The sequence below is a fragment of the Wolbachia endosymbiont of Trichogramma pretiosum genome, from assembly GCF_001439985.1.
GTDB lineage: Bacteria > Pseudomonadota > Alphaproteobacteria > Rickettsiales > Anaplasmataceae > Wolbachia.
The window spans coordinates 641,385-660,526 of record NZ_CM003641.1 but is presented as its reverse complement, the minus strand read 5'-3'; the positions used below and the strand labels follow the sequence as shown (position 1 = coordinate 660,526).

Sequence of the window (19,142 nt, the reverse complement as noted above, 5' to 3'; positions counted from 1 at the left end):
CAGAGGTAAATCTAAGTCAGTTTAGATATAACATTTACTTTAAAAAACTTTATTTTACGCTGATATTCTAGCGCTTTTCTGTGGTATTTTGTTGGGGTATAATTTGCAAAAATATCTTCCTTATAGGTTAAAAAATTACATTGCTTTATATGTAAATCTATCCACTCTGCATAATCCTGATGATCAGTTGCAATAAATATTTCCCCTGTGACAAGTATTTTTTTTGCTAATAAATTTAAAAATTCCGTATTAATTAACCGTCTTTTGTTGTGACTTCTTTTTGGCCATGGATCTGGAAAGAGAATAAAGAATTTTTCAACACTGTGGTCAGGAAAATTGACAATTAATTCTCTTGCATCTTCTGTCCATATTAAAATATTTTTTATGCTGTGTGTTTCTATGCTTTTTAGCAAGGAAGAGACCCCCCTTAAATAAGGCTCACATCCTATAAATAATAGATCAGATTCGTTGAATGCCTGATAGAGTATATTTTCACCATTACCGAAACCTATTTCTACCCGTATTCTTTTCTGTAAGTCTACGATCTTTTTTATAGATTCCTTGCTATTTTTAATAGAATACTTCTCCAAAACATTCAACTTTAACCTAGATCTTCTGGAAAATGACCTAATCCAATTATTATTCCTAGATAACATATCTTACATAACTTAATCTTTTATAGCTTAAACAATTCTCGAAATGAATTAATGAGAATTTACTTGTCACTAATTATTAATATTATATAATATATGAGTTCTAATGAAGTTGAAATTACAAGGTATGGAAAGTACAGTTGCTATCAAGAGGCTATCATCAAATAGGTTCATAGAAGAGATATTTCAAGATCAATTTGATAATCAAGACAATGACTTTTGTGAAGATTCTTTTGCTAATAAAATCAAAGAAGGAGATGTGGTAGAAGGTATAATCACAAGAAGAAATTCTAATGACATTGTGGTTGGTATTGGTTTAAAGTCAGATGGAAGAATTCTGATTAAGGAGCTAAGTTGTAATGATGATATTACTGTTGGCTCGAAAATTAGAGTTTATGTTGAAAGAATTGAAGATTACCGTGGTAATGTTGTTCTTAGTCGTGAGAAAGCAATCAGAGACGAAAAATGGAATAAATTGGAAGAAAGCGCAGTTACAAAAGATGAAGTAACAGGAATCATTAAACGCTCAATTAAATGCGGTTTTATTGTTGATCTTGGTGATGGGATAAGTGCGTTTTTACCTCTGAGTCATGTGGATTTGAAGCAAATAAAAGATGCTAATCACCTTATTGAAACTGAACAAAAATTCATCGTTCTAAAAATGGATAAGAAGCAGGGGAATATTGTAGTATCAAGGAAGCTGGTACTAGAGAAATTGCATGCTGGTGAAAAAATTAAGTTTTTAGAATCTTTAAATGAGGGTGATGTGGTAGAAGGCAAAATAAAAAGCATCACTCACTACGGTGCATTTGTTGGCATTCATGAATCAGATACAGTAGGAGTTATAGATGGACTGCTACATATTACAGATATCTCTTGGAGTAATGTAAGTCATCCGTCTGCAATTTTTTCTTGTGGTCAGCATATAAAAACTAAAATTCTAAAAATAGATAGAGAAAATGGAAAAATCTCCCTTGGTGTAAAACAATTAGGAGATAATCCTTGGCAAGATCTGGAGTCAAAATGTCCAATTAACAGCGTACACAAAGGATGTGTAACGGGTATAAAAGATTGTGGATTCATTGTTGAGATTAAACCTGGGATTGCGGGTTTAGTACACTCATCAGAAATAACTTGGAGCAAGAGTAATTTACCAATCAGTAGTTTTGTAACAATAGGACAAGAAGTGGATGTAAAAATTCTCGGTATTGACATTGTTAAAAATAAGATGAGTTTAAGCACAAAAAGGTGCGTAGAGAATCCTTGGCAAGTATTTATTGATAAATATCCTCTTGGTTCTATTGTTTCTGGTAAAGTTAAAAGCAACAATGGTTCACAAATATCTGTGACTTTTGATAATTCTGAGGTATCTGAGGACGTAGAAGGAACAATTTATATGCAAAATCTAAGTTGGTCGCAAAACAATTCAGATGAGGTAAAAAAGTATAATGTAGGTGATAAAATAGAAGCAAAAGTGATAAGGGCTAACGTAGATCGGACAAGAATTTATCTTGGAGTAAAGCAAATAGAGTATGATCCTCTTGAAGAACTGATAGAGAAAGTTAAAGTAGGGGATAAAATTCAGGTTACTGTAAGTAAGAGAGAGGAAAATGGTCTGATCGTTGAGGTTGAGAACAATGTAACCCTTTTAGTAGATCAAGAGCATTTACCAGAAAATAAAAAGTTTTCTATATCAGAAAAAATACAAGTCGAAGTAGTGGGTATTGAAAAATATAATATAATATTATCTGCCAAATAACTTCTTGTGCTTTACATAAATGGCAACGAAATCTGACATAATAGCAAAAGTGGCAAAAAAACACCTTTTGTTAGATAAGGTCATTATAGCGGGCATAGTTGATAGTTTCTTTCGAGTGTTTTCAAATACGTTGAAATATCATAATAGAGTTGAAATCAGGGGGTTTGGTTCTTTTTCGATTAGAAGCTATAACTTGAAAGAAGCAAGTAATTTGATGTCACAGAAGATTGCAAAACATCAATACTTTAAAACTTATTTTCGTAGCAGTAAAAAGTTATCCCTCTTGATAAATGAATGAAAATCTATATTGTAAATTTGAAAGTTGTACAATATAGCATCATATGCAAGTAGTAGAAATAGTTATACGTAATAACACATATAAAATATCTTGCGAAATTAAAAAGAGGGACCATTTATTACAACTTGCTAATAGCTTCAACAAGCTGGTTAGCTCCATATCTCAAAGAACTGGAGGTAAGGGCTCAGATGCATTAAATTTCTTACTTGCAGCATTGACTCTCGAAGACAAAATTTTAGAATTAACAAAGCGATTAGACGAAATAAATCAAGAATGCAAAAAGTATAGGGAGAAAAAAAGAGTAGAATATGCTGGAGTATTAGATAGGGTAAACAAGATTATTGGGTACATAAGTGATTAAAGCAAGCAATCAAATTGACTACCTCACTACTCAAATCAGGTGGGAGAGGTTTCTTACGAGTTATGCAACAATATAATTCGTAATCATCAAGATCAACTATTTTTTCGTATTCAATTAGTTCACTTAAGGAAAATTTGTCAAGATATTTCAACGCAAAATGCCCTAAAAGTATATCAGTTTCTTTACAACCCCTATGCCAACTCCTATACATCAGTTTTCTTCTTAATAAGGAGGTATCTATCATTGTCATTAAACTTTTTTTTTAATTTAAAGACTAAACTAAATACTTGTCAAGCAAGGCGCATTTTAATATACTCAACGTTTGATTAAGATTTAGAACACAGGTGGAATTAGTTTCTCATCAACTTGGCGCTGGAATATATTCTTTTTTATCGTTTTCTTTAATAATTTCTGTCATAGTATTCGTGCATGAATGTGGGCATTATATTGTCGCTAAAGCATGCAAGGTTAAAGTTGAATCTTTTTCTATAGGCTTTGGTCCTGAAATTTTTGGTTTTAACGACAACTCTGGAACTAGATGGAAATTAAGTGTCTTTCCATTGGGTGGCTACGTTAAAATGTTAGGGGATACTAATGCAGCAAGCGTTCCTGTTGATCAACAGAAATTAACTGAAGAAGAAAAACTATACTCATTCCATACGAAACCTCGATATCAAAAAGCAGCAATAGTTTTTGCAGGGCCTTTTGCAAATACGATATTTACCGTTATAGCTTTCACAATATTTTTTAGTGTGGCAGGTTATTATCGTACTCCACCGGTAATTGGTAATGTAATAGAAGAAAGTGCAGCAAAGCAAGCTGGCCTATTACCAGGTGACACTATTACACAGATCAATGGGTACAAGATAAAATACTTTGAAGATATTTCACGCGTGATAATGTCCAACCCTGAAATAAGAATAGAAATTAAGTATAGCAGAAATAACGAAGAGTACAGAACTGTTCTAACTCCGTTTACAGTTGAGGATAGAGATGTCTTTGGTAACATAATAGAAAGAAAAACTATAGGAATTACCTCAATTAATATGATGGGGTTAAAACAGTCATCTTTTCTTGGAGCTGCTAGCCTATCAGTGAATGAAACCTACCATACTATGTGTTTAGCAATCAAAGCACTCTTTCAAATTGTTGTTGGTAAAAGGAGTATAAATGAAATAGGTGGGCCAATAAAAATTGCAAAATATTCAGGGCAATCAGCTAAAAAGGGACTTATGATGGTTCTGTATTTTATGGCAATTATTTCAGCTAATTTAGCTGCAATTAACTTGCTGCCAATACCACTACTAGATGGTGGTCATTTATTTCATTATATTATAGAAGCAGTTATACGTAGAGATTTGAGTTTGAAATATCAAAAATATGCAGTCACTTTTGGTGCTGCCATACTGTTTTTGTTGATGGCAGTTGCAATCACAAATGATATTAGGCATCTTTTTTAAGATACACATGAAAAAGTTATTTCACATACTAATAATAATACTTATTTCTTTTCCTACTCTACTTGTTGCTCTAGAAAATAAAGAAAAAGTACAGATAAAAAATATTAAGTATATTGGCAATGAGCGAGTAAGTGATCAAACAATGAGGTTTTATACAAAATTAGAACCAGGTAGTCATATAAATGATGATGATGTAGACTCAGTTATAAAAGATTTATACAAAACAAAGTTATTTGCTAGTATTAACGCCTATATCGATGATGAAAAAAACTTAGTAGTAAAAGTTCATGAGGGCCCATTAATTAATAAAGTAATATTGAAAGGCAATAAGTTATTTAACAGTAAAGAGTTGCTAAATAACGTTATCCAGTCAAAATCACTAACTATTTTCACTGAAACAAAATTACAAAACGATTTAATAAATCTAGCTACTCTTTATAGGAACAGTGGTAAAATTGGTGTTAAAATTGCATATGAGCTAGATAAACTTGGTAGCAATAGGATAAACCTAATTTTTAAGATAAAAGAAGGAAGAACATCTAAAATTAAGGGTTTACGATTTATAGGTAATAAAAACTTTTCAGCAAATGAGCTAGAGCAAGTTATCAAAAGGCATAGCAATGACATATTTAGCAAGTTATTTAGAGCCGTTTTTAAAAGCGGAACTCATTATTCACCTCAATATCTACTGATTAACACAGAACTTCTTGATCGCTTCTATTCATCTAAGGGGTATATTCAAAATAATATCCAACCAATTGTTGAGGTTGATAATAACAACCAAATAGAGTTAACTTTTTTGATTGATGAAAAGCAGCAATACTTATTTGGAAACAATGAAGTTGATATTGAAACTGAGATTCAGGATTTAAGTTTAAGGGAAGAAATATTAGAATTTATCAAAGAGGAAAATAATCAAATATTTAATAGAGTTAAAATTAACAATACAGCAGAAAAAATAAGTAAACATTTAAATGAAAAAGGATATATATTTGCAAAAGTTAATCCAGAATACACGCAACATAACAATATTGTGGATGTAACTTATAAAGTGCTACCAGGTAAAAAGATTTATATAAACCAAATTACTATTGATGGCAATGACCGCACTTTAGATCAAGTAATTAGAAGAAAACTTAGCATAGCAGAAGGTGACGCGTATAACACATCTGAGATTCAAAAATCACGTAGAAAACTTATATATAGCGATTTTTTTGAAACAGTAAAAATAAATAGTTATATAGTGGATGAAAATTCAGTAAATCTTGATTTAAATCTCAAAGAAAAAAGAACTGCCTCGTTATCTTTAACAGGTGGTATGTCCCTTCCTGGTGGAGTATTTGTTAAAACCGATTTCACAGATCGTAATTTATTTGGTAGTGGTAAAGAGATATCTTTTGCTCTTGAAAAAAGTCAATATGTCCTCTCTACTAGTATAGACGCTATTGAAAATAATTTTAACGATTCTGATACTTCACTAGGCATGAGTATTTTTTATGAAAAACAAGACAAACCAAACACTACTTTTGATACCTGCAACTGGGGAGGAATAGCAAAATTATCATACAAAATCTCAGAAAATCTAACCAATTCCTTTCAATATTCTTATAAGTATAATCACATATACATGGACAATAAGGGTGGAAAAGATGAGGATATCTCTGAGATAATAAGAGATCAAGAAGGTGAGTATCAGGTTTCATCAGTGGGGTACACGTTAGCGTACAATAAACTGGATAACCTCTATACTCCTAAAGAGGGATATTTATTGCGTTTAAGTCAGGATATTTCAGGATTATGGGGAAATGTAAATTTCCTAAAATCTGAATTATTATCTTTTTATATACACCCTATATTAAGCAAAATTGATGATGATATAACATTGCGCTTTAAAGTGGCAGCAGGTCATATTTTTTCCTATACTAATAAAGAGCTCAACATTGGCCAGCACTTCTTTAAAGGTGGCAATGAGATTAGAGGATTTGACCTTTCCGGAATTGGACCAAGAGCAGAAGACAAAAATAAAAGCTCATTGGGAGGCAAAACTTATTTTAATTTAACACAGCAAGTAGATTTTCCACTATCTAAATTATACGACTATGCTGGTATCAAAGCCTCACTATTTGTTGACTATGCAACACTTTTTGGTTTAGGTGAAAAGAAGGGATATAGTGGGAAATATTACGATAGTAAGCTTATGAGAGTATCACTAGGTTTTGGCTTTTCAATGCCTTCTCCTTTTGGTAGGCTGAGATTAGACTTTGGGTTTCCTTTAGTAAAGGAAGCTTATGACATAATACCATCGACAAATATTAAAATATCTATTGAAGCGGGGATTTAAATGAAATATATACAGTTATCTACATCAGTTATTGCCTTAATTATTTCCTTGTTTGTGGGGTATAAGTTTGTAGGGTATCAACCTCAGAGAGCGATTAATACAAAGGCTGCCATTATTGATAGTGACAAAGTTATCAATGAATCTCTTGCTCTGCAAAATATACAACAACAAATAAATGAGCAGAATTCTAGGTTAAAGCAAGAATTTGAAAATGAGTTAGAAAAATTTAAGCCATCGAAAGAAGAATTTGACCTTTTGTCAGAAGAAGCAAAAAAAGAAAAGACGGAACAATTTAGTAAGCATACTGTAAGCGTTAGGGATAATTACGCCAAGAAAATGTCACATTTAGAAGAAAATTATCGAGAAGCAGTAGAAAGTATCTTTAACAAGATAAAAGAAGTTGCTAAAAGAACGGCAGAAAGAAACAATATAGATTTAGTACTATTTATTTCAAAAAAGAATCAAGTTTTATACTCCATGGATGAAGTCGATTTATCGGATGTGGTATTAAAAAATGTAAACAAGGAAATACCTGAATTTGCTTTGCAAAGTATTGAGTAGGCTTATGCAATGTAATATCAATGATATTATAAAAATACTACCACATTCTTATCCTTTTCTCTTAATAGATAGGGTTATAGAATGCGAACCTGGTAAAAGTATAAAAGCAATCAAAAATGTTACTTTCAACGAGCAATTTTTTATTGGTCATTTTCCTGGCCATCCGATAATGCCAGGAGTTTTGATAATTGAGTCTTTAGCTCAGGCATCTGCTATATGTGTTCTCGGTAAAAAAATAGTAGAAAATAAAGTTGTATACTTTATGTCCATTAAAAACGCAAAATTCAGAAAGCCAGTCACTCCAGGAGATACCTTAATTCTTCAATCCAACTTTGAAGGTTTGCGTTTAGGTGTATACAAATTTAAGTGCGTTGCATCTGTTGGAAAAGAAGAGGTTGCAGGAGCAACAATCTTAGCAAAACTGCAAGATAAATAAAATCTTCATCTATAAGAAACAGTATGTACACTGTATAGTATAAAGATGCGACCGAATTTTAAAATCTCATTTTCAAACTTATACACTCGTAGTGAATTAATAAAGTTAGATAAGGTGTTTTTGGATCACATAAGATCGTGCGATGAAAGCTTGTTTTATTCATTAGTTGAAGTAAGAGAAAAAGCAGCTTCTTTTTTGATGTCATCTCAGTGTTCATCCCAGTGCTTGACAGTGGGATCCAGAAAACAAAAAGGCTGGATTCCAGCTTGGATGGAAGATGGCTATAATAGCCAGTTAATAATGGATCTCTCACATTTACTTGATGAATTTATTGCAAAATTTTTCAATATTGAAAAAGAAGTGGAAGAGTTAAAGGAAAAACACAATGACTTTGCTGTAATATACAGATGCAAAAGATTATTTGTTCAGCGTTATGCATTGAAGAAATACACTGATGTAGCAAATATTGATTATGTCACTCACAAATTAAATAGTTTCATTACTTTACCGACAACAGAAAAAAACTTTTCTGAGCAGGTAATGAGTTGGCTTGAGAATAAAGAGGATCACAAAGAAGAAATAGAACTTGCGGCTCAATATGCAGTTTGGAGAGTGAAAAATAAACAGAGTATGCTATTTAGCATACATAAGAAAATTGATTACGAAAATCTCGTATCATTCTTGAAAAAAGAAGTAGATGAGGTTGAGGTTCTGTATTCAAATGAGGTGAAAAGAAGATATGGTTTTGATCTAATAAGCAAAAAGGTGAGTTTGAATAAAGCACTAGATAATGCTCACTACTGCATATTTTGTCATAAGCAAAGTAAGGACAGCTGCTCAAAGGGACTAATCAATGATGACAACACTTTCACAAAGTCTCCACTTAGAGTTGAGCTGCACGGCTGCCCACTAGAGCAGAAAATATCAGAAATGAATCTGGTAAAAAGCGAAGGATATAGCATAGCAAGTCTTGCAATTGTGATGATAGATAACCCATTATGTGCGGCTACTGGACACAGAATATGCAATGACTGCATGAATTCGTGCATATATCAAAAACAAGAACCCGTAAATGTGCCAGCAATTGAAACAAGGATTCTAGATGATGTGCTTGGTTTGCCGTATGGATTTGAAATATATTCTCTGTTTAGCCGTTGGAATCCTTTAAATTTTCAGCGTCCATTGCCAAAAGGAAACACTGGAAAAAACGTCCTAGTTGTAGGCCTTGGTCCTGCGGGTTTTAATTTAGCTCATCATTTATTAAACGATGGGCATAACGTTATCGCCATTGACGGACTAAAGATTGAACCTTTGATCGATAATTTACAGCTAATTAAAGATTTTGAACACGAAAAATTGAGTGAACGTACGGCAGATGGGTTTGGTGGAGTGTCAGAATACGGCATTACTTCTAGGTGGGATAAAAATTACTTAAAGATTATTAGATTACTGCTGGAAAGACGTGAGAATTTTGCACTTTATGGAGGCATTCGTTTTGGCAGCACGATAACTGTTGATGACGCATTTAACTTGGGTTTTGATCACATTGCCTTGGCACTTGGCTCTGGTAAGCCAAGAATGATCAAAATAAAAAACATACTAGCCCGTGGAGTGCGCATGGCATCTGACTTTCTTATGTCGTTACAACTGACTGGTGCTCTTAAATTTGATTCTATAGCAAATCTGCAAGTTCGTATGCCGATAGTTGTCATAGGTGCAGGACTCACTGCAATTGATACTGCTACTGAAGTTTTAGCTTATTATCCGATTCAAGTAGAAAAATTTCTTCTTCGTTATGAAATATTGGTTGATAAGTATGGAAAGAAATATGTCGAAAAAGATTGGAAAGAAGAAGAATATGAACTTGCAAATGAGCTGATATCGCATGCACAATTGATCCGAAAAGAGCAAGAATCAGCAAAAAAAGAGAATAGAGAAGCAAAAATATTGGAACTAATGCAAAGTCTAGGGGGAGTGAAAATTTTATATAGAAAAGAGCTAAAAGATTCACCAAGTTATCGATTAAATAGCGAAGAGGTGCAAAATGCACTATCAGAAGGGATTTACTTTATTGAAAACTTAGAGCCGATTGAAGTTGTAATAGATAAGTATAACCACGCTGAATCAATAAAACTAATAGACACAAAATCTTATGAAATCAAGCATATAAAAGCACGTTCTATTTTTATAGCAGCAGGTACTGAGCCAAATACAGTTATTGCAACAGAAGATAAAAAGCATTTTAAATTAAGTAACGGATATTTTACTCATTTGAATTCATCGGGAAAAGAAATAGATCCTATCTTTTCTCCTAAGATGCGAGATAAAGATAGAATATTAGTGTATAAGGAAGGCAATAAAACAATTAGCTTTTTTGGTGATCTTCATCCCTCGTATAGCGGCAGTGTAGTCAAAGCTATGGCAAGCGCTAAGAATGGTTACCCTATCATTTCTCAGCTTTTAAATAGAGTTAATAGCTTCATTTATGTCACTACGGCTAGAATCTCGGAGTCACATGCACAATTGTATGAATGTTGTAATATAAGATTAACTTTCACCAAAAAAGATGTCATTCCAGTGCCCAGATACTGGAATCCAGAAAACTTAATTTTGAATGAGCACACCAGATGGTTGTATGGTCAGAACTGGATTCCAGTGTCAGCTATTTGCACGACGACACCTGCTATGCGAATTACCTACAAATTGCAGCATTTGCGCGCTAAAGCGTCACGCGCTGGAATAATATCAGAACACCTAGCTAACAAAGAATTTTTCAATAAAATCAAAGAGCAATTCACTGCAAAGGTTATAAAAGTTCAATATTTAACAAACAAAGTTGTAGAAATAGTGATCAAAGCACCACTTGCGGCAAAGAATTTTAAACCTGGACAATTCTTTAGGTTGCAAAATTTTGAAACCAATAGCAGAAAAACCAATAATACAAACCTTGCCATGGAAGGTATAGCAGTAACCGGCACTGAAGTAGACAAAAAAAAAGGATTTATTTCCACTATTGTGCTTGAAACTGGCGGTTCCACTAATTTATGTAAATGTTTTAAAAAAGGTGAACAAATAATTCTTATGGGTCCAACTGGTAGTCCTACTGAGATTGGTTAAACCTATTTTGTACTAATTATACCATAATATATATTATTTATTAATAAATCTATGCTGCAATAATAATTTTTATTAAGGTAGTATTATGACACATCAGTTAATATTCACACTTCCAAAAGAAGGCTACTCTATAGCTAGAGGACCATGTTCTGCAAAAAGTAGAAAGTGTAAGGAGTTTATAGCAAAAAACGAGGACGTAGGTATGAAATTTCTTGTCTCTACTAAAGATGATACTGGCAAAACAGGAAAAATGTCCCTTTGTAAAGATAATAACGGTCAAGATTAGTGTACAACATCCTACACAGTTCAATTTCCAGTAATTTATAATGATCTTTTTAATGATAGCTTGAGCTACGTAAGTGTTCTTTTGGATCCTGATAAAGGACATTTAACCAGGATGTGCAATGAATTCGATAAATATAATATTGATTACACAGTTATGGACAATGATACAACACAGAATATGTTGTCAGAGGTTTTTATATAATCTAATTTTCATTATACAGCTACTCAGAGCTCTCTTGGTTCCATTATCTCTACTCGAATACCGTCATTACAGTGCTTGATACAGGGATTTATAGATAAACAATTCAATATTCTACTACGTGTTAGCGGAACCTATCTATATCATTATCGAAAAAAACATAAAAAACTAAATTAATGAAGAATTCTTTAATAGAATTAGATGTTGCGAAGAGCATAAAAGTCGAATGAGTGCATTAAAAACTGGCAGCTCCATTATATTTGTGCAAAGACTGAAGAGAAAGAGATTAAATAACTCTTAACTGACAGACTCAATGAAGTTCTAGATATTAAAGTGATGCCAAACTTTCTCTCAAAAAGTAAACAATTTACTAACGCTCGTGCACAAATTAAAAATAAATTATGCACGAGTGTAGCACTGTGAATTATGAGTGCTATATTGAAGCTTACCTCACTATTAAAGCTATCGGTCAGATTAGACTAAAACCTAATCTGACCGGTTTCTCTACAACCTCGTAAACCCTGATATAATTATATGGTAATTAGCTTAACTAGTGGTTAATATGCAAATTGATTTTATTTGTATGTTGAGGTAGCATAAACCATACTGTTTTACATCATTGTGCAATTTTATAAATTTTTATTGCTATTTCTATTGGCTACATTAATAGTGATAGTCCTAGTATTACCTGAAAATTTAGGTAATACACTGAATTGCCCTCATCCAGTTCTAAATTTTGATTTATCTTTTCGTATCGTACTAATATCTTTTTTATCAGTTGCGTTTTTAGCTGTTCTACCAGTACAAAATTTGACTTTTTCAGAGATGCTATCTTTTGCTGCTTACACTATTAGTTCACTTTATGCAGTTTTATCTGAACAAATGATATTGGTTATAATATTCTGTGAATTAATGACTGTAAGTGCATTTTTTACTATCGCATCTGGCTGTAGAGATAGTGGACCTGCAATAAGGTACGCTTGTGTACACTTTTTCGTTGGAGTTATGTTAATAGCAGGATTGGCACTTCAAAGCACTAACCTGATAATTTTGGGTTTATTGATAAACTGCGCTTGTTTTCCTTTTTCGTTTTGGATTGTTGATGCATATCCTGCTGCATCGCTACATGGAACCACATATCTCTCTTTATTTACCACTAAAGTCTCTTTTTTAGTGATGCTTTTACACACTTATAACCTATGGCAAGATTGTACTGAAATATTAGCGCTTGTAGGTGCCATCACTGCAATTTACAGCATTATATTTGCTTCTCTTGAGCGAAATATTCGCAGATTTTTATGCTATAACGTTGTAGGACAAATGGGCTTGCTGATTATTGCAGGAAGTTTACTCAGTCCTTCGGAAAAAGCAATACCAATTTTAATACTACATATAATCTTCTCTCTTGTTTATCAATCATTATTGTTTGTGGTCAGTAATTCGATTATTTTACAAACAAAAACAATTAGTTTTAATGGAGTGGGTAAACTGATGTCAGTGGAAGGCATGTGTGCTATAATCGCCATACTTACAATGGCTGCATTTCCTGGAACCGTTGGATTTATCAGTAAATCATATATTACAGCTGAAATTGAAATGAATACTGTTTCCTTAAAAGGGTATAAAAATTTATATAAGCTTCTAAATTTGCTGCTTCATTTAAGCGTGGGGCTAAAGTTTCTTTATTACTTATTTATTGCAAAAAGTAAGTCAAAACCTTTAGCAGAGAGGGGAAGCAAAATGACTATGATTATTTTAGCATTTATATGCGTAATCGCTGGCAATCCTTACTTGCCTATTTACAATAAACCTTCGATTTTCGATTTTGTGTACAACACACAAAATGTTTTGTCGCAATTTAGTTTATTACTATGTACCACTTTATTGTTTATTCCTTTACGCAAGTTATTTTACCCGAGAGTAAATTTTAAAATGGATGTTGATTGGATTTTTAGAGTTTTCATATCCTATATTGTCTTATTGTTCAATCAGTTAGTCTCTAAAACTAGAGAAATGTTTGCCAATGTACTGCAAAACTTGACTAATTCACTTACTAGTTTATACTCTGATAATATTACCAAACTTAAGGAAGTGCTAAGTTATAACTCAGTGAGTTTTGTTTCAGCTTCTTCTCTCTTTTTAATGAGTATTCTGCTAATGCTGTTATGTTTAAATCGTTAACCGAAAGTTTAAATTCCGTATTTAGTAAATTGAGAGGAAAGTCAATCATTTCTGAAGATGATTTTAATCTTGCCATGCGTGAAATACGTATAGCTTTAATTGAAGCTGACGTTTCACTTGAAGTTGCGAAAAAATTCATCAATGACATTAAAGATAAAGTGATCGGGGAAAAAGTCATAAAAAGTGTTTCCCCAGCGAAAATGATAATCAAAATTGTGCAGGATAATTTAGTTGCAGTTCTCGGATCAGAGAAAAGCGACTTAAACCTAGCAACTAAACCCCCTGCTGTGATTATGATGGTGGGCTTACAAGGTGCAGGTAAAACAACTACCTCAGGAAAGCTTGCTTTAAAACTAAAAAAGCAAAAGAAAAAAGTGATGCTTGCCTCTTTAGACATTTATAGGCCTGCTGCCCAGAAACAACTTGAGGTGCTGGGTAAACAAATAGACGTACAAACTTTATCTATAATAATAAACGAGGGGCCTGTTGCAATTATAAAAAGGGCACTAGCAGCAGCAAAGAACGATAATTATGATGTATTAATACTAGATACCGCAGGCAGGCTTCATATTGACAATAGTATGATGAATGAGTTGAAAGTCGTAAAGGAAATAGCTTCACCTACAGAGGTTATTTTAGTAGCCGACGCGATGATAGGCCAGGATGCGGTCAACATTGCCAAATCATTCAATGAGGTAATAGGTGTAACCGGCATTATTCTCACCCGTGTTGATGGTGATGCACGTGGTGGTGCTGCTCTTTCTATGAAAATGATCGCCAATTGTCCAATTAAATTTATTGCTTGTGGTGAAAAATTAAGTGACCTAGATGATTTTTATCCCGATAGAATTGCAAAAAGGATACTTAGCATGGGTGATGTTGTATCATTGGTTGAAAAAGCTGCTGAGATTGTTGGTCAGGAAGAAATTGATAAGTTACAAAAGAAAGTAAAAAAGGGTAAATTCGACCTAAACGACCTAGTGGGAATGTTAAAAACTCTGAGTAAAATGGATGGCATTAGCAATATAATGAAATTCATCCCTAGTTCATTCACAAAAAAGCTAAGTAGCAGTGCGCCAGATGACAATAAAGTGAAAAAATATATAGCCATCATAAACTCAATGACCGAAAAAGAAAGGCAAAATCCAGATATTTTAAATGGCAAAAGAAGACTTAGAATTTCTAAGGGGTCCGGAACAAGTGTAACTGACGTTAATCTTCTAATTAAGCAGTATAATCAAATGAGCTCTATGGTGAATAAGTTCAGTAAAGTTGACCATAGTAAACTCAAAGAATCTGATTTGATGGATATGCTAAGCAGAAAGTAAGTCAGCAGGTGGTGGAATGAAATAAAACATCAGTTGTAATTGCTGTGAATAGTAAAGTATATTATTTTAGCTTGAAATAATAAATTCAATAAATTTCTTCAGTTGGAATTGACATGATAATAAAAATTGATATGAGTTACTTTATCTATATTTGATGCGCTCTTTTATAGCTAACACACTATACCACCGTAGCACTACACTAGTAACAGACCGAAGGTTGTCGATATCTCAAGTTGGGATAGTTGCAGCATCCACAATATCGTTTGTAAACCTGTAGCTATATACAATAAATGAACTTTTTTATATATTCGTTGTTAGTATTTTGTATTTCCTGAACAGTTCCGTGAAAAATGATCTTCCCTTCATATAATACTGCTATTTTGTCAGCTATTTTAAATGCACTATGAATATCATGTGTAATCGCGATAATTGTAGGACGAAGATCTTGAGATAATTTTATTATTATCTCGTTTACTACATCTGACATGATTGGGTCTAATCCTGAAGTTGGCTCATCCAATACAATAATTTCTGGGTTGTGTGCAATTGCTCTTGCAAGTGCAACTCTTTTCTTCATTCCACCTGATAGTTCTACTGGAAACATTTCTGCTATGTTTTCTTCCAGTCCAACGTCATTTAACTTCTCGATTGCTAGGAGTTTTGCCTCCTTTATGCTGATATTAAAGCGTTTTTTATAATTAAAAGATATATTTTCCCATACTGTAACGTAGTCAAACAAAGCGGAATTTTGAAATAAGACTCCAAATTTATTTTTGCTTTTACTATTTATTTTAATAGACCCTGAGTCTGGTGTCAGTAATCCAATAATTATTTTTGTTAATACAGATTTACCACTTCCTGAGCTGCCAAGTATGACTAATGATTCTCCTTTCGATATATTAAAAGTTATGTTGTTTAATATCGTTCTATCATCAAAGGATAAACTTAGATTCAATATTGATACTATCGGGCTATGCATATATTAAAGTAATTAAGTAATTTGCTAAAATTATCAACATAGAGGATATAACAACAGTTGATGTTGTTGCAATACCTACTCCTCGTGCACCTTCCCTGCAATGGTAACCGTAATAACAACTTGAAACAGAAATTATGGTGCCAAAAGCAGTCGCTTTCATTAGCCCAACAATAAAATCGTACATATTAAAGAATTGCGCTGTATATTTTATGTATATATTTAAATTGTGGTTAAATTCAAAGACTGCAGTGACATACCCTCCAAATATTCCCATTAGATCTGCACATAATGTAAGTATTGGAAATACTATAACTGACGCTAGAATTCTTGGTACAATTAAATATTTGAAAGGATTGATGTCCAAAGTTGTAAGTGCATCTATTTGTTCAGTGATGCGCATCGTACCAATTTCTGCTGCAATTGAGGACCCAACCTTGCCTACCATTATTAAGCCGATCAAAACTGGCCCTAACTCTTTAATGATAGTGATTGTAACAAGTTTAGGTACTACTTGTTCCTGACTAATCAATATACCACTTAAGCTACTCTGTAAAACTATCACTGCTCCTATAAAAACTCCAGTGAGCCCAACAATTGGCAAAGAGAAAAAGCCTATCTCTATAATTTGTCTTGCCACATTGCTAAAATAATATGGAGGAACAAAGCAGTGGTATAGAGATTGAATAAAAAATACAAATGCGTTACCAATACTCAACAGAAAGTTGATAAAGCATCTACCTATTATTCCAACGCTGTCTATATTAAAGGAACTCACTTCACATTTATCTTAGCTAAAACTAGTCTTACTGATTTTATTAAAATTTTTGTTAACTTCGCCAGAGTATAGTCAAGATATGTCTTAAGTTCAATATACTTTGATCAAAATGCTTGAGTTTAAGTTTATAAGAGTAAATTGTATAAGAAAACCTTACTTATTTCTCTATTTACTTCTTGTAAAAAACATGCTACTAACAAACTGTGTTATACAATTGAATTGGAGTAAGTTTTGGCAGTTCCGAAGAGAAAAAAGTCAAAGTCAAGGCGTAATATGCATCGTTCTCATCATGCTATTAAGCCTAAGAATATTGTGGTATGTGCAACGACTGGAGAACTAATGTTGCCTCACAACATAGCAGTTGACAATAGTTACAAGGGAAAACGTGTTTTCATTAAGCAAAAAGCGGAGTGACTCATGATATGTTACCCACGGTCAACAACAACATAGTTGTCGCACTTGATGCTATGGGAGGGGATTTTGCACCTCTTTCCGTAATTCAGGGTGCTAGTTTTTTCTTGGATAATCTTGTTGACCCAGGTGTTGGAGTTTTTTTTCATATTTATGGAGATCAGAGAGAAATATCCCCTTTGCTTTCAAAATACAAAAAAGTAAGCGATAACTCCGAATTTACCCATTGTTCTGATAATGTTCTTCAAAATGATAAACCCTCTTTTGCACTTAGACATCGCAAAGATTCAAGTATGAAGGCAGCTGTTGAAGCAGTGAAAAAAGGTAAAGTTTTTGGGATGGTATCTTCAGGCAACACTGGAGCATTGATGGCTATCTCCAGATTTATTTTAGGAACATTACCCAATATCTATCGTCCTGCTATTGCATCTGTCTGTCCAACTAAGACAAAAAGCTTTGCATTGCTTGATCTTGGTGCAAATGTTGACTGTAATACTGACTCATTATTTCAATTTGCATTAATGGGGAGTATATTTGCAAAAATAGCATTAAAAGTTGAAAATCCTGAAGTCGCTTTGCTAAACATTGGTACAGAGGAAGTGAAAGGTACTGACTCAGTAAGGGGAGCTTTTGAGTTACTCAAAAATGCTCCAGGTATTAACTTTAAAGGATATATAGAGGCAAGTGAATTTTTAGATGGTAATATAGACGTAATTGTTGCTGATGGTTTTGTTGGTAATGTAATGCTCAAGACAGCTGAGGCAACTGCTGGTACTTTTATCAGTCTAATAAAACAGGAAGTATTTAATTCATGGATGACAAAAATGCTTGTCGGCATATTGTTGAAACCCAAGCTAAATAAAGCATTGGAGCGTTTTAATCCTAAAATTAGAAGTGGAGCTATGTTTTTAGGGCTAAATGGTATCATTATAAAGAGCCACGGAAATTCTGATGCTATTTCTTTTGCTCACGCTATAAAATTTGCAGTAAATGCAATCAGTGAAAATTTGAATCAGAAGATAATTAACGGGGTAAGTCATATTGAATAAAAGTTTCATATTGAGCACTGGTTCTTACCTACCAAAAAAAAAATTGAGTAATAACGAAATTGCATCGATTGTTGAAACAAACGATGAATGGATAAGGCAAAGAACAGGAATAGTTCAAAGACATATAGCAGATGAAGGAGAATTAACGTCAGACTTAGCCGTTAATGCAGCGAAAAATGCTATAGAAAAAGCTAAAATTTCAATAGATGAAATTGGTTTGATCATAGTTGCAACAACAACACCTGACAAAACTTTTCCTAGCTCTGCAACGATTATACAAAGTAAATTAAAGTGTAAAAATGCATTTGCTTTTGATGTACAGGCAGCATGCTCTGGTTTTATATATGCAGTTACAGTTGCTGATTCACTTATAAAGTCTAACGATAGTATTAAATACGCGCTTGTTATTGGTGCTGAAATAATGTCTAGGATTGTTGATTGGGAAGATAGGTCAACTTGTGTACTCTTTGGTGATGGTGCTGGTGCAGTGATAATGAAATCAGAAATGAGTAGCAGTAGCATTATATCAACAAACTTACACTCTGATGGTAATGTGGACTTATTATGTACAAACGGAGGAATATCCTCTACTCGTGATTCTGGAAAGATACTTATGAATGGAAGAGAAGTGTTTAAACATGCAGTAGAGAAATTAACAGCATCAGTAGAGGAAACTCTAAAATGCAATAGTTTGAAGATTACTGATATTGACTGGTTAATTCCCCATCAAGCAAACATTCGCATTATTGAAGCAGTAGTAAAGAAATTAGATTTTCCTATAGAAAAAGTAATTAATACAGTTGATAAGCATGCAAACACCTCAGCAGCGTCAATTCCACTAGCCTTAGACTATGCAGTACAAGAATCAAAAATAAAGTCAGGAAATCTGATATTGCTGATTTCAATAGGTGCAGGACTGACCTGGGGTTCTGTGTTGCTGCGCTATTAG

At 33.2% G+C, this 19,142-nt stretch carries 18 protein-coding genes; 14 read left to right on the top strand and 4 right to left on the bottom strand.

The genetic code is table 11. From position 1 onward, the window contains the following. Window positions 1-11: 11 nt before the first annotated feature. The gene (gene trmB / locus wTpre_RS03160; protein WP_068651916.1) at window positions 12-656 is read right to left on the bottom strand and encodes a tRNA (guanosine(46)-N7)-methyltransferase TrmB; all 645 of its coding nucleotides are present in this window, start codon (window positions 654-656) and stop codon (window positions 12-14) included. 103 nt (window positions 657-759) lie between these two features. Between trmB and wTpre_RS03155 the strand changes: the two genes are divergently transcribed. Genes wTpre_RS03155 through wTpre_RS03145 form a run of 3 tightly spaced genes read left to right on the top strand, consistent with a single transcriptional unit; the run spans window position 760 to window position 3,071 of the window. After that, window positions 760-2,412 carry a 30S ribosomal protein S1 gene (locus tag wTpre_RS03155; protein ID WP_068651914.1) on the top strand — a complete coding sequence of 551 codons (1,653 nt, stop codon included), beginning with the start codon at window positions 760-762 and terminating at the stop codon, window positions 2,410-2,412. A 19-nt stretch (window positions 2,413-2,431) separates the two neighbouring features. Beyond that, window positions 2,432-2,710, top strand: a complete 279-nt coding sequence (locus wTpre_RS03150) for an HU family DNA-binding protein (RefSeq protein WP_068651913.1) — start codon at window positions 2,432-2,434, stop codon at window positions 2,708-2,710. A gap of 43 nt (window positions 2,711-2,753) precedes the next feature. Further along, a complete protein-coding gene (locus tag wTpre_RS03145; protein WP_068651911.1) occupies window positions 2,754-3,071 on the top strand; it encodes a cell division protein ZapA in 318 nt (105 codons plus the stop codon). On the opposite strand, the gene wTpre_RS03140 is transcribed toward wTpre_RS03145, so the two are convergent. Further along, entirely contained in the window at window positions 3,049-3,315 is a 267-nt protein-coding gene (locus tag wTpre_RS03140; RefSeq protein WP_068652627.1) for an FAD assembly factor SdhE, read from the bottom strand. The genes wTpre_RS03145 and wTpre_RS03140 overlap by 23 nt on opposite strands. A 100-nt stretch (window positions 3,316-3,415) precedes the next feature. On the opposite strand from wTpre_RS03140, the gene rseP reads away from it, so the two are divergent. The 8 genes from rseP to ffh all read left to right on the top strand — a co-directional run bounded on the left by rseP (window position 3,416) and on the right by ffh (window position 14,979). Further along, complete coding sequence (gene rseP, locus wTpre_RS03135) at window positions 3,416-4,531, top strand: RIP metalloprotease RseP (protein ID WP_068651909.1); 1,116 nt, start codon at window positions 3,416-3,418, stop codon at window positions 4,529-4,531. 7 nt (window positions 4,532-4,538) lie between these two features. Further along, on the top strand, window positions 4,539-6,872 hold the full coding sequence (gene bamA / locus wTpre_RS03130; RefSeq protein ID WP_068652625.1) for an outer membrane protein assembly factor BamA: 2,334 nt from the start codon (window positions 4,539-4,541) through the stop codon (window positions 6,870-6,872). Continuing rightward, the gene (locus tag wTpre_RS03125) at window positions 6,873-7,433 is read left to right on the top strand and encodes an OmpH family outer membrane protein (RefSeq protein ID WP_068651907.1); all 561 of its coding nucleotides are present in this window, start codon (window positions 6,873-6,875) and stop codon (window positions 7,431-7,433) included. Window positions 7,434-7,437: 4 nt separating this feature from the next. Further along, entirely contained in the window at window positions 7,438-7,869 is a 432-nt protein-coding gene (gene fabZ, locus wTpre_RS03120) for a 3-hydroxyacyl-ACP dehydratase FabZ (protein WP_068651904.1), read from the top strand. Between the two features lie 45 nt (window positions 7,870-7,914). Continuing rightward, entirely contained in the window at window positions 7,915-10,986 is a 3,072-nt protein-coding gene (locus wTpre_RS03115; RefSeq protein ID WP_068651902.1) for a WPE palindromic element domain-containing protein, read from the top strand. 85 nt (window positions 10,987-11,071) lie between these two features. After that, window positions 11,072-11,272 (top strand): hypothetical protein, encoded by a 201-nt coding sequence (locus wTpre_RS03110; protein WP_068651900.1) that lies wholly within the window; start codon window positions 11,072-11,074, stop codon window positions 11,270-11,272. Window positions 11,273-12,091: 819 nt separating this feature from the next. Continuing rightward, window positions 12,092-13,651, top strand: a complete 1,560-nt coding sequence (locus wTpre_RS03105) for a proton-conducting transporter transmembrane domain-containing protein (protein ID WP_068651898.1) — start codon at window positions 12,092-12,094, stop codon at window positions 13,649-13,651. Then, entirely contained in the window at window positions 13,636-14,979 is a 1,344-nt protein-coding gene (ffh, locus tag wTpre_RS03100) for a signal recognition particle protein (protein WP_068651896.1), read from the top strand. Before wTpre_RS03105 ends, ffh begins: the two co-directional genes overlap by 16 nt. Window positions 14,980-15,256: 277 nt before the next feature. On the opposite strand, the gene wTpre_RS03095 is transcribed toward ffh, so the two are convergent. Next, the gene (locus wTpre_RS03095) at window positions 15,257-15,958 is read right to left on the bottom strand and encodes an ABC transporter ATP-binding protein (protein ID WP_068651894.1); all 702 of its coding nucleotides are present in this window, start codon (window positions 15,956-15,958) and stop codon (window positions 15,257-15,259) included. Next, complete coding sequence (locus wTpre_RS03090; RefSeq protein WP_068651892.1) at window positions 15,951-16,733, bottom strand: MlaE family ABC transporter permease; 783 nt, start codon at window positions 16,731-16,733, stop codon at window positions 15,951-15,953. The genes wTpre_RS03095 and wTpre_RS03090 overlap by 8 nt, the downstream gene beginning before the upstream one ends. A 231-nt stretch (window positions 16,734-16,964) precedes the next feature. Between wTpre_RS03090 and rpmF the strand changes: the two genes are divergently transcribed. Genes rpmF through wTpre_RS03075 form a run of 3 tightly spaced genes read left to right on the top strand, consistent with a single transcriptional unit; the run spans window position 16,965 to window position 19,142 of the window. After that, complete coding sequence (rpmF, locus tag wTpre_RS03085) at window positions 16,965-17,147, top strand: 50S ribosomal protein L32 (protein ID WP_068651890.1); 183 nt, start codon at window positions 16,965-16,967, stop codon at window positions 17,145-17,147. An 8-nt stretch (window positions 17,148-17,155) separates the two neighbouring features. Further along, window positions 17,156-18,193 carry a phosphate acyltransferase PlsX gene (gene plsX / locus wTpre_RS03080; RefSeq protein WP_068652623.1) on the top strand — a complete coding sequence of 346 codons (1,038 nt, stop codon included), beginning with the start codon at window positions 17,156-17,158 and terminating at the stop codon, window positions 18,191-18,193. Beyond that, window positions 18,186-19,142, top strand: coding sequence for a beta-ketoacyl-ACP synthase III (locus wTpre_RS03075; RefSeq protein ID WP_068651888.1), 957 nt, complete (start codon window positions 18,186-18,188; stop codon window positions 19,140-19,142). The genes plsX and wTpre_RS03075 overlap by 8 nt, the downstream gene beginning before the upstream one ends.

What these genes read in the sequence shown, in the direction of transcription:
- wTpre_RS03110 (WP_068651900.1), top strand. Translation starts at nt 11,072, where the DNA reads ATGACACATCAGTTAATATTCACACTTCCAAAAGAAGGCTACTCTATA.
- wTpre_RS03155 (WP_068651914.1), top strand. Translation starts at nt 760, where the DNA reads ATGAAGTTGAAATTACAAGGTATGGAAAGTACAGTTGCTATCAAGAGG.
- wTpre_RS03095 (WP_068651894.1), bottom strand. Translation starts at nt 15,958, where the DNA reads ATGCATAGCCCGATAGTATCAATATTGAATCTAAGTTTATCCTTTGAT.
- wTpre_RS03125 (WP_068651907.1), top strand. Translation starts at nt 6,873, where the DNA reads ATGAAATATATACAGTTATCTACATCAGTTATTGCCTTAATTATTTCC.
- wTpre_RS03140 (WP_068652627.1), bottom strand. Translation starts at nt 3,315, where the DNA reads ATGATAGATACCTCCTTATTAAGAAGAAAACTGATGTATAGGAGTTGG.
- wTpre_RS03145 (WP_068651911.1), top strand. Translation starts at nt 2,754, where the DNA reads ATGCAAGTAGTAGAAATAGTTATACGTAATAACACATATAAAATATCT.
- wTpre_RS03150 (WP_068651913.1), top strand. Translation starts at nt 2,432, where the DNA reads ATGGCAACGAAATCTGACATAATAGCAAAAGTGGCAAAAAAACACCTT.
- wTpre_RS03115 (WP_068651902.1), top strand. Translation starts at nt 7,915, where the DNA reads ATGCGACCGAATTTTAAAATCTCATTTTCAAACTTATACACTCGTAGT.
- ffh (WP_068651896.1), top strand. Translation starts at nt 13,636, where the DNA reads ATGTTTAAATCGTTAACCGAAAGTTTAAATTCCGTATTTAGTAAATTG.
- plsX (WP_068652623.1), top strand. Translation starts at nt 17,156, where the DNA reads ATGTTACCCACGGTCAACAACAACATAGTTGTCGCACTTGATGCTATG.
- fabZ (WP_068651904.1), top strand. Translation starts at nt 7,438, where the DNA reads ATGCAATGTAATATCAATGATATTATAAAAATACTACCACATTCTTAT.
- trmB (WP_068651916.1), bottom strand. Translation starts at nt 656, where the DNA reads ATGTTATCTAGGAATAATAATTGGATTAGGTCATTTTCCAGAAGATCT.
- bamA (WP_068652625.1), top strand. Translation starts at nt 4,539, where the DNA reads ATGAAAAAGTTATTTCACATACTAATAATAATACTTATTTCTTTTCCT.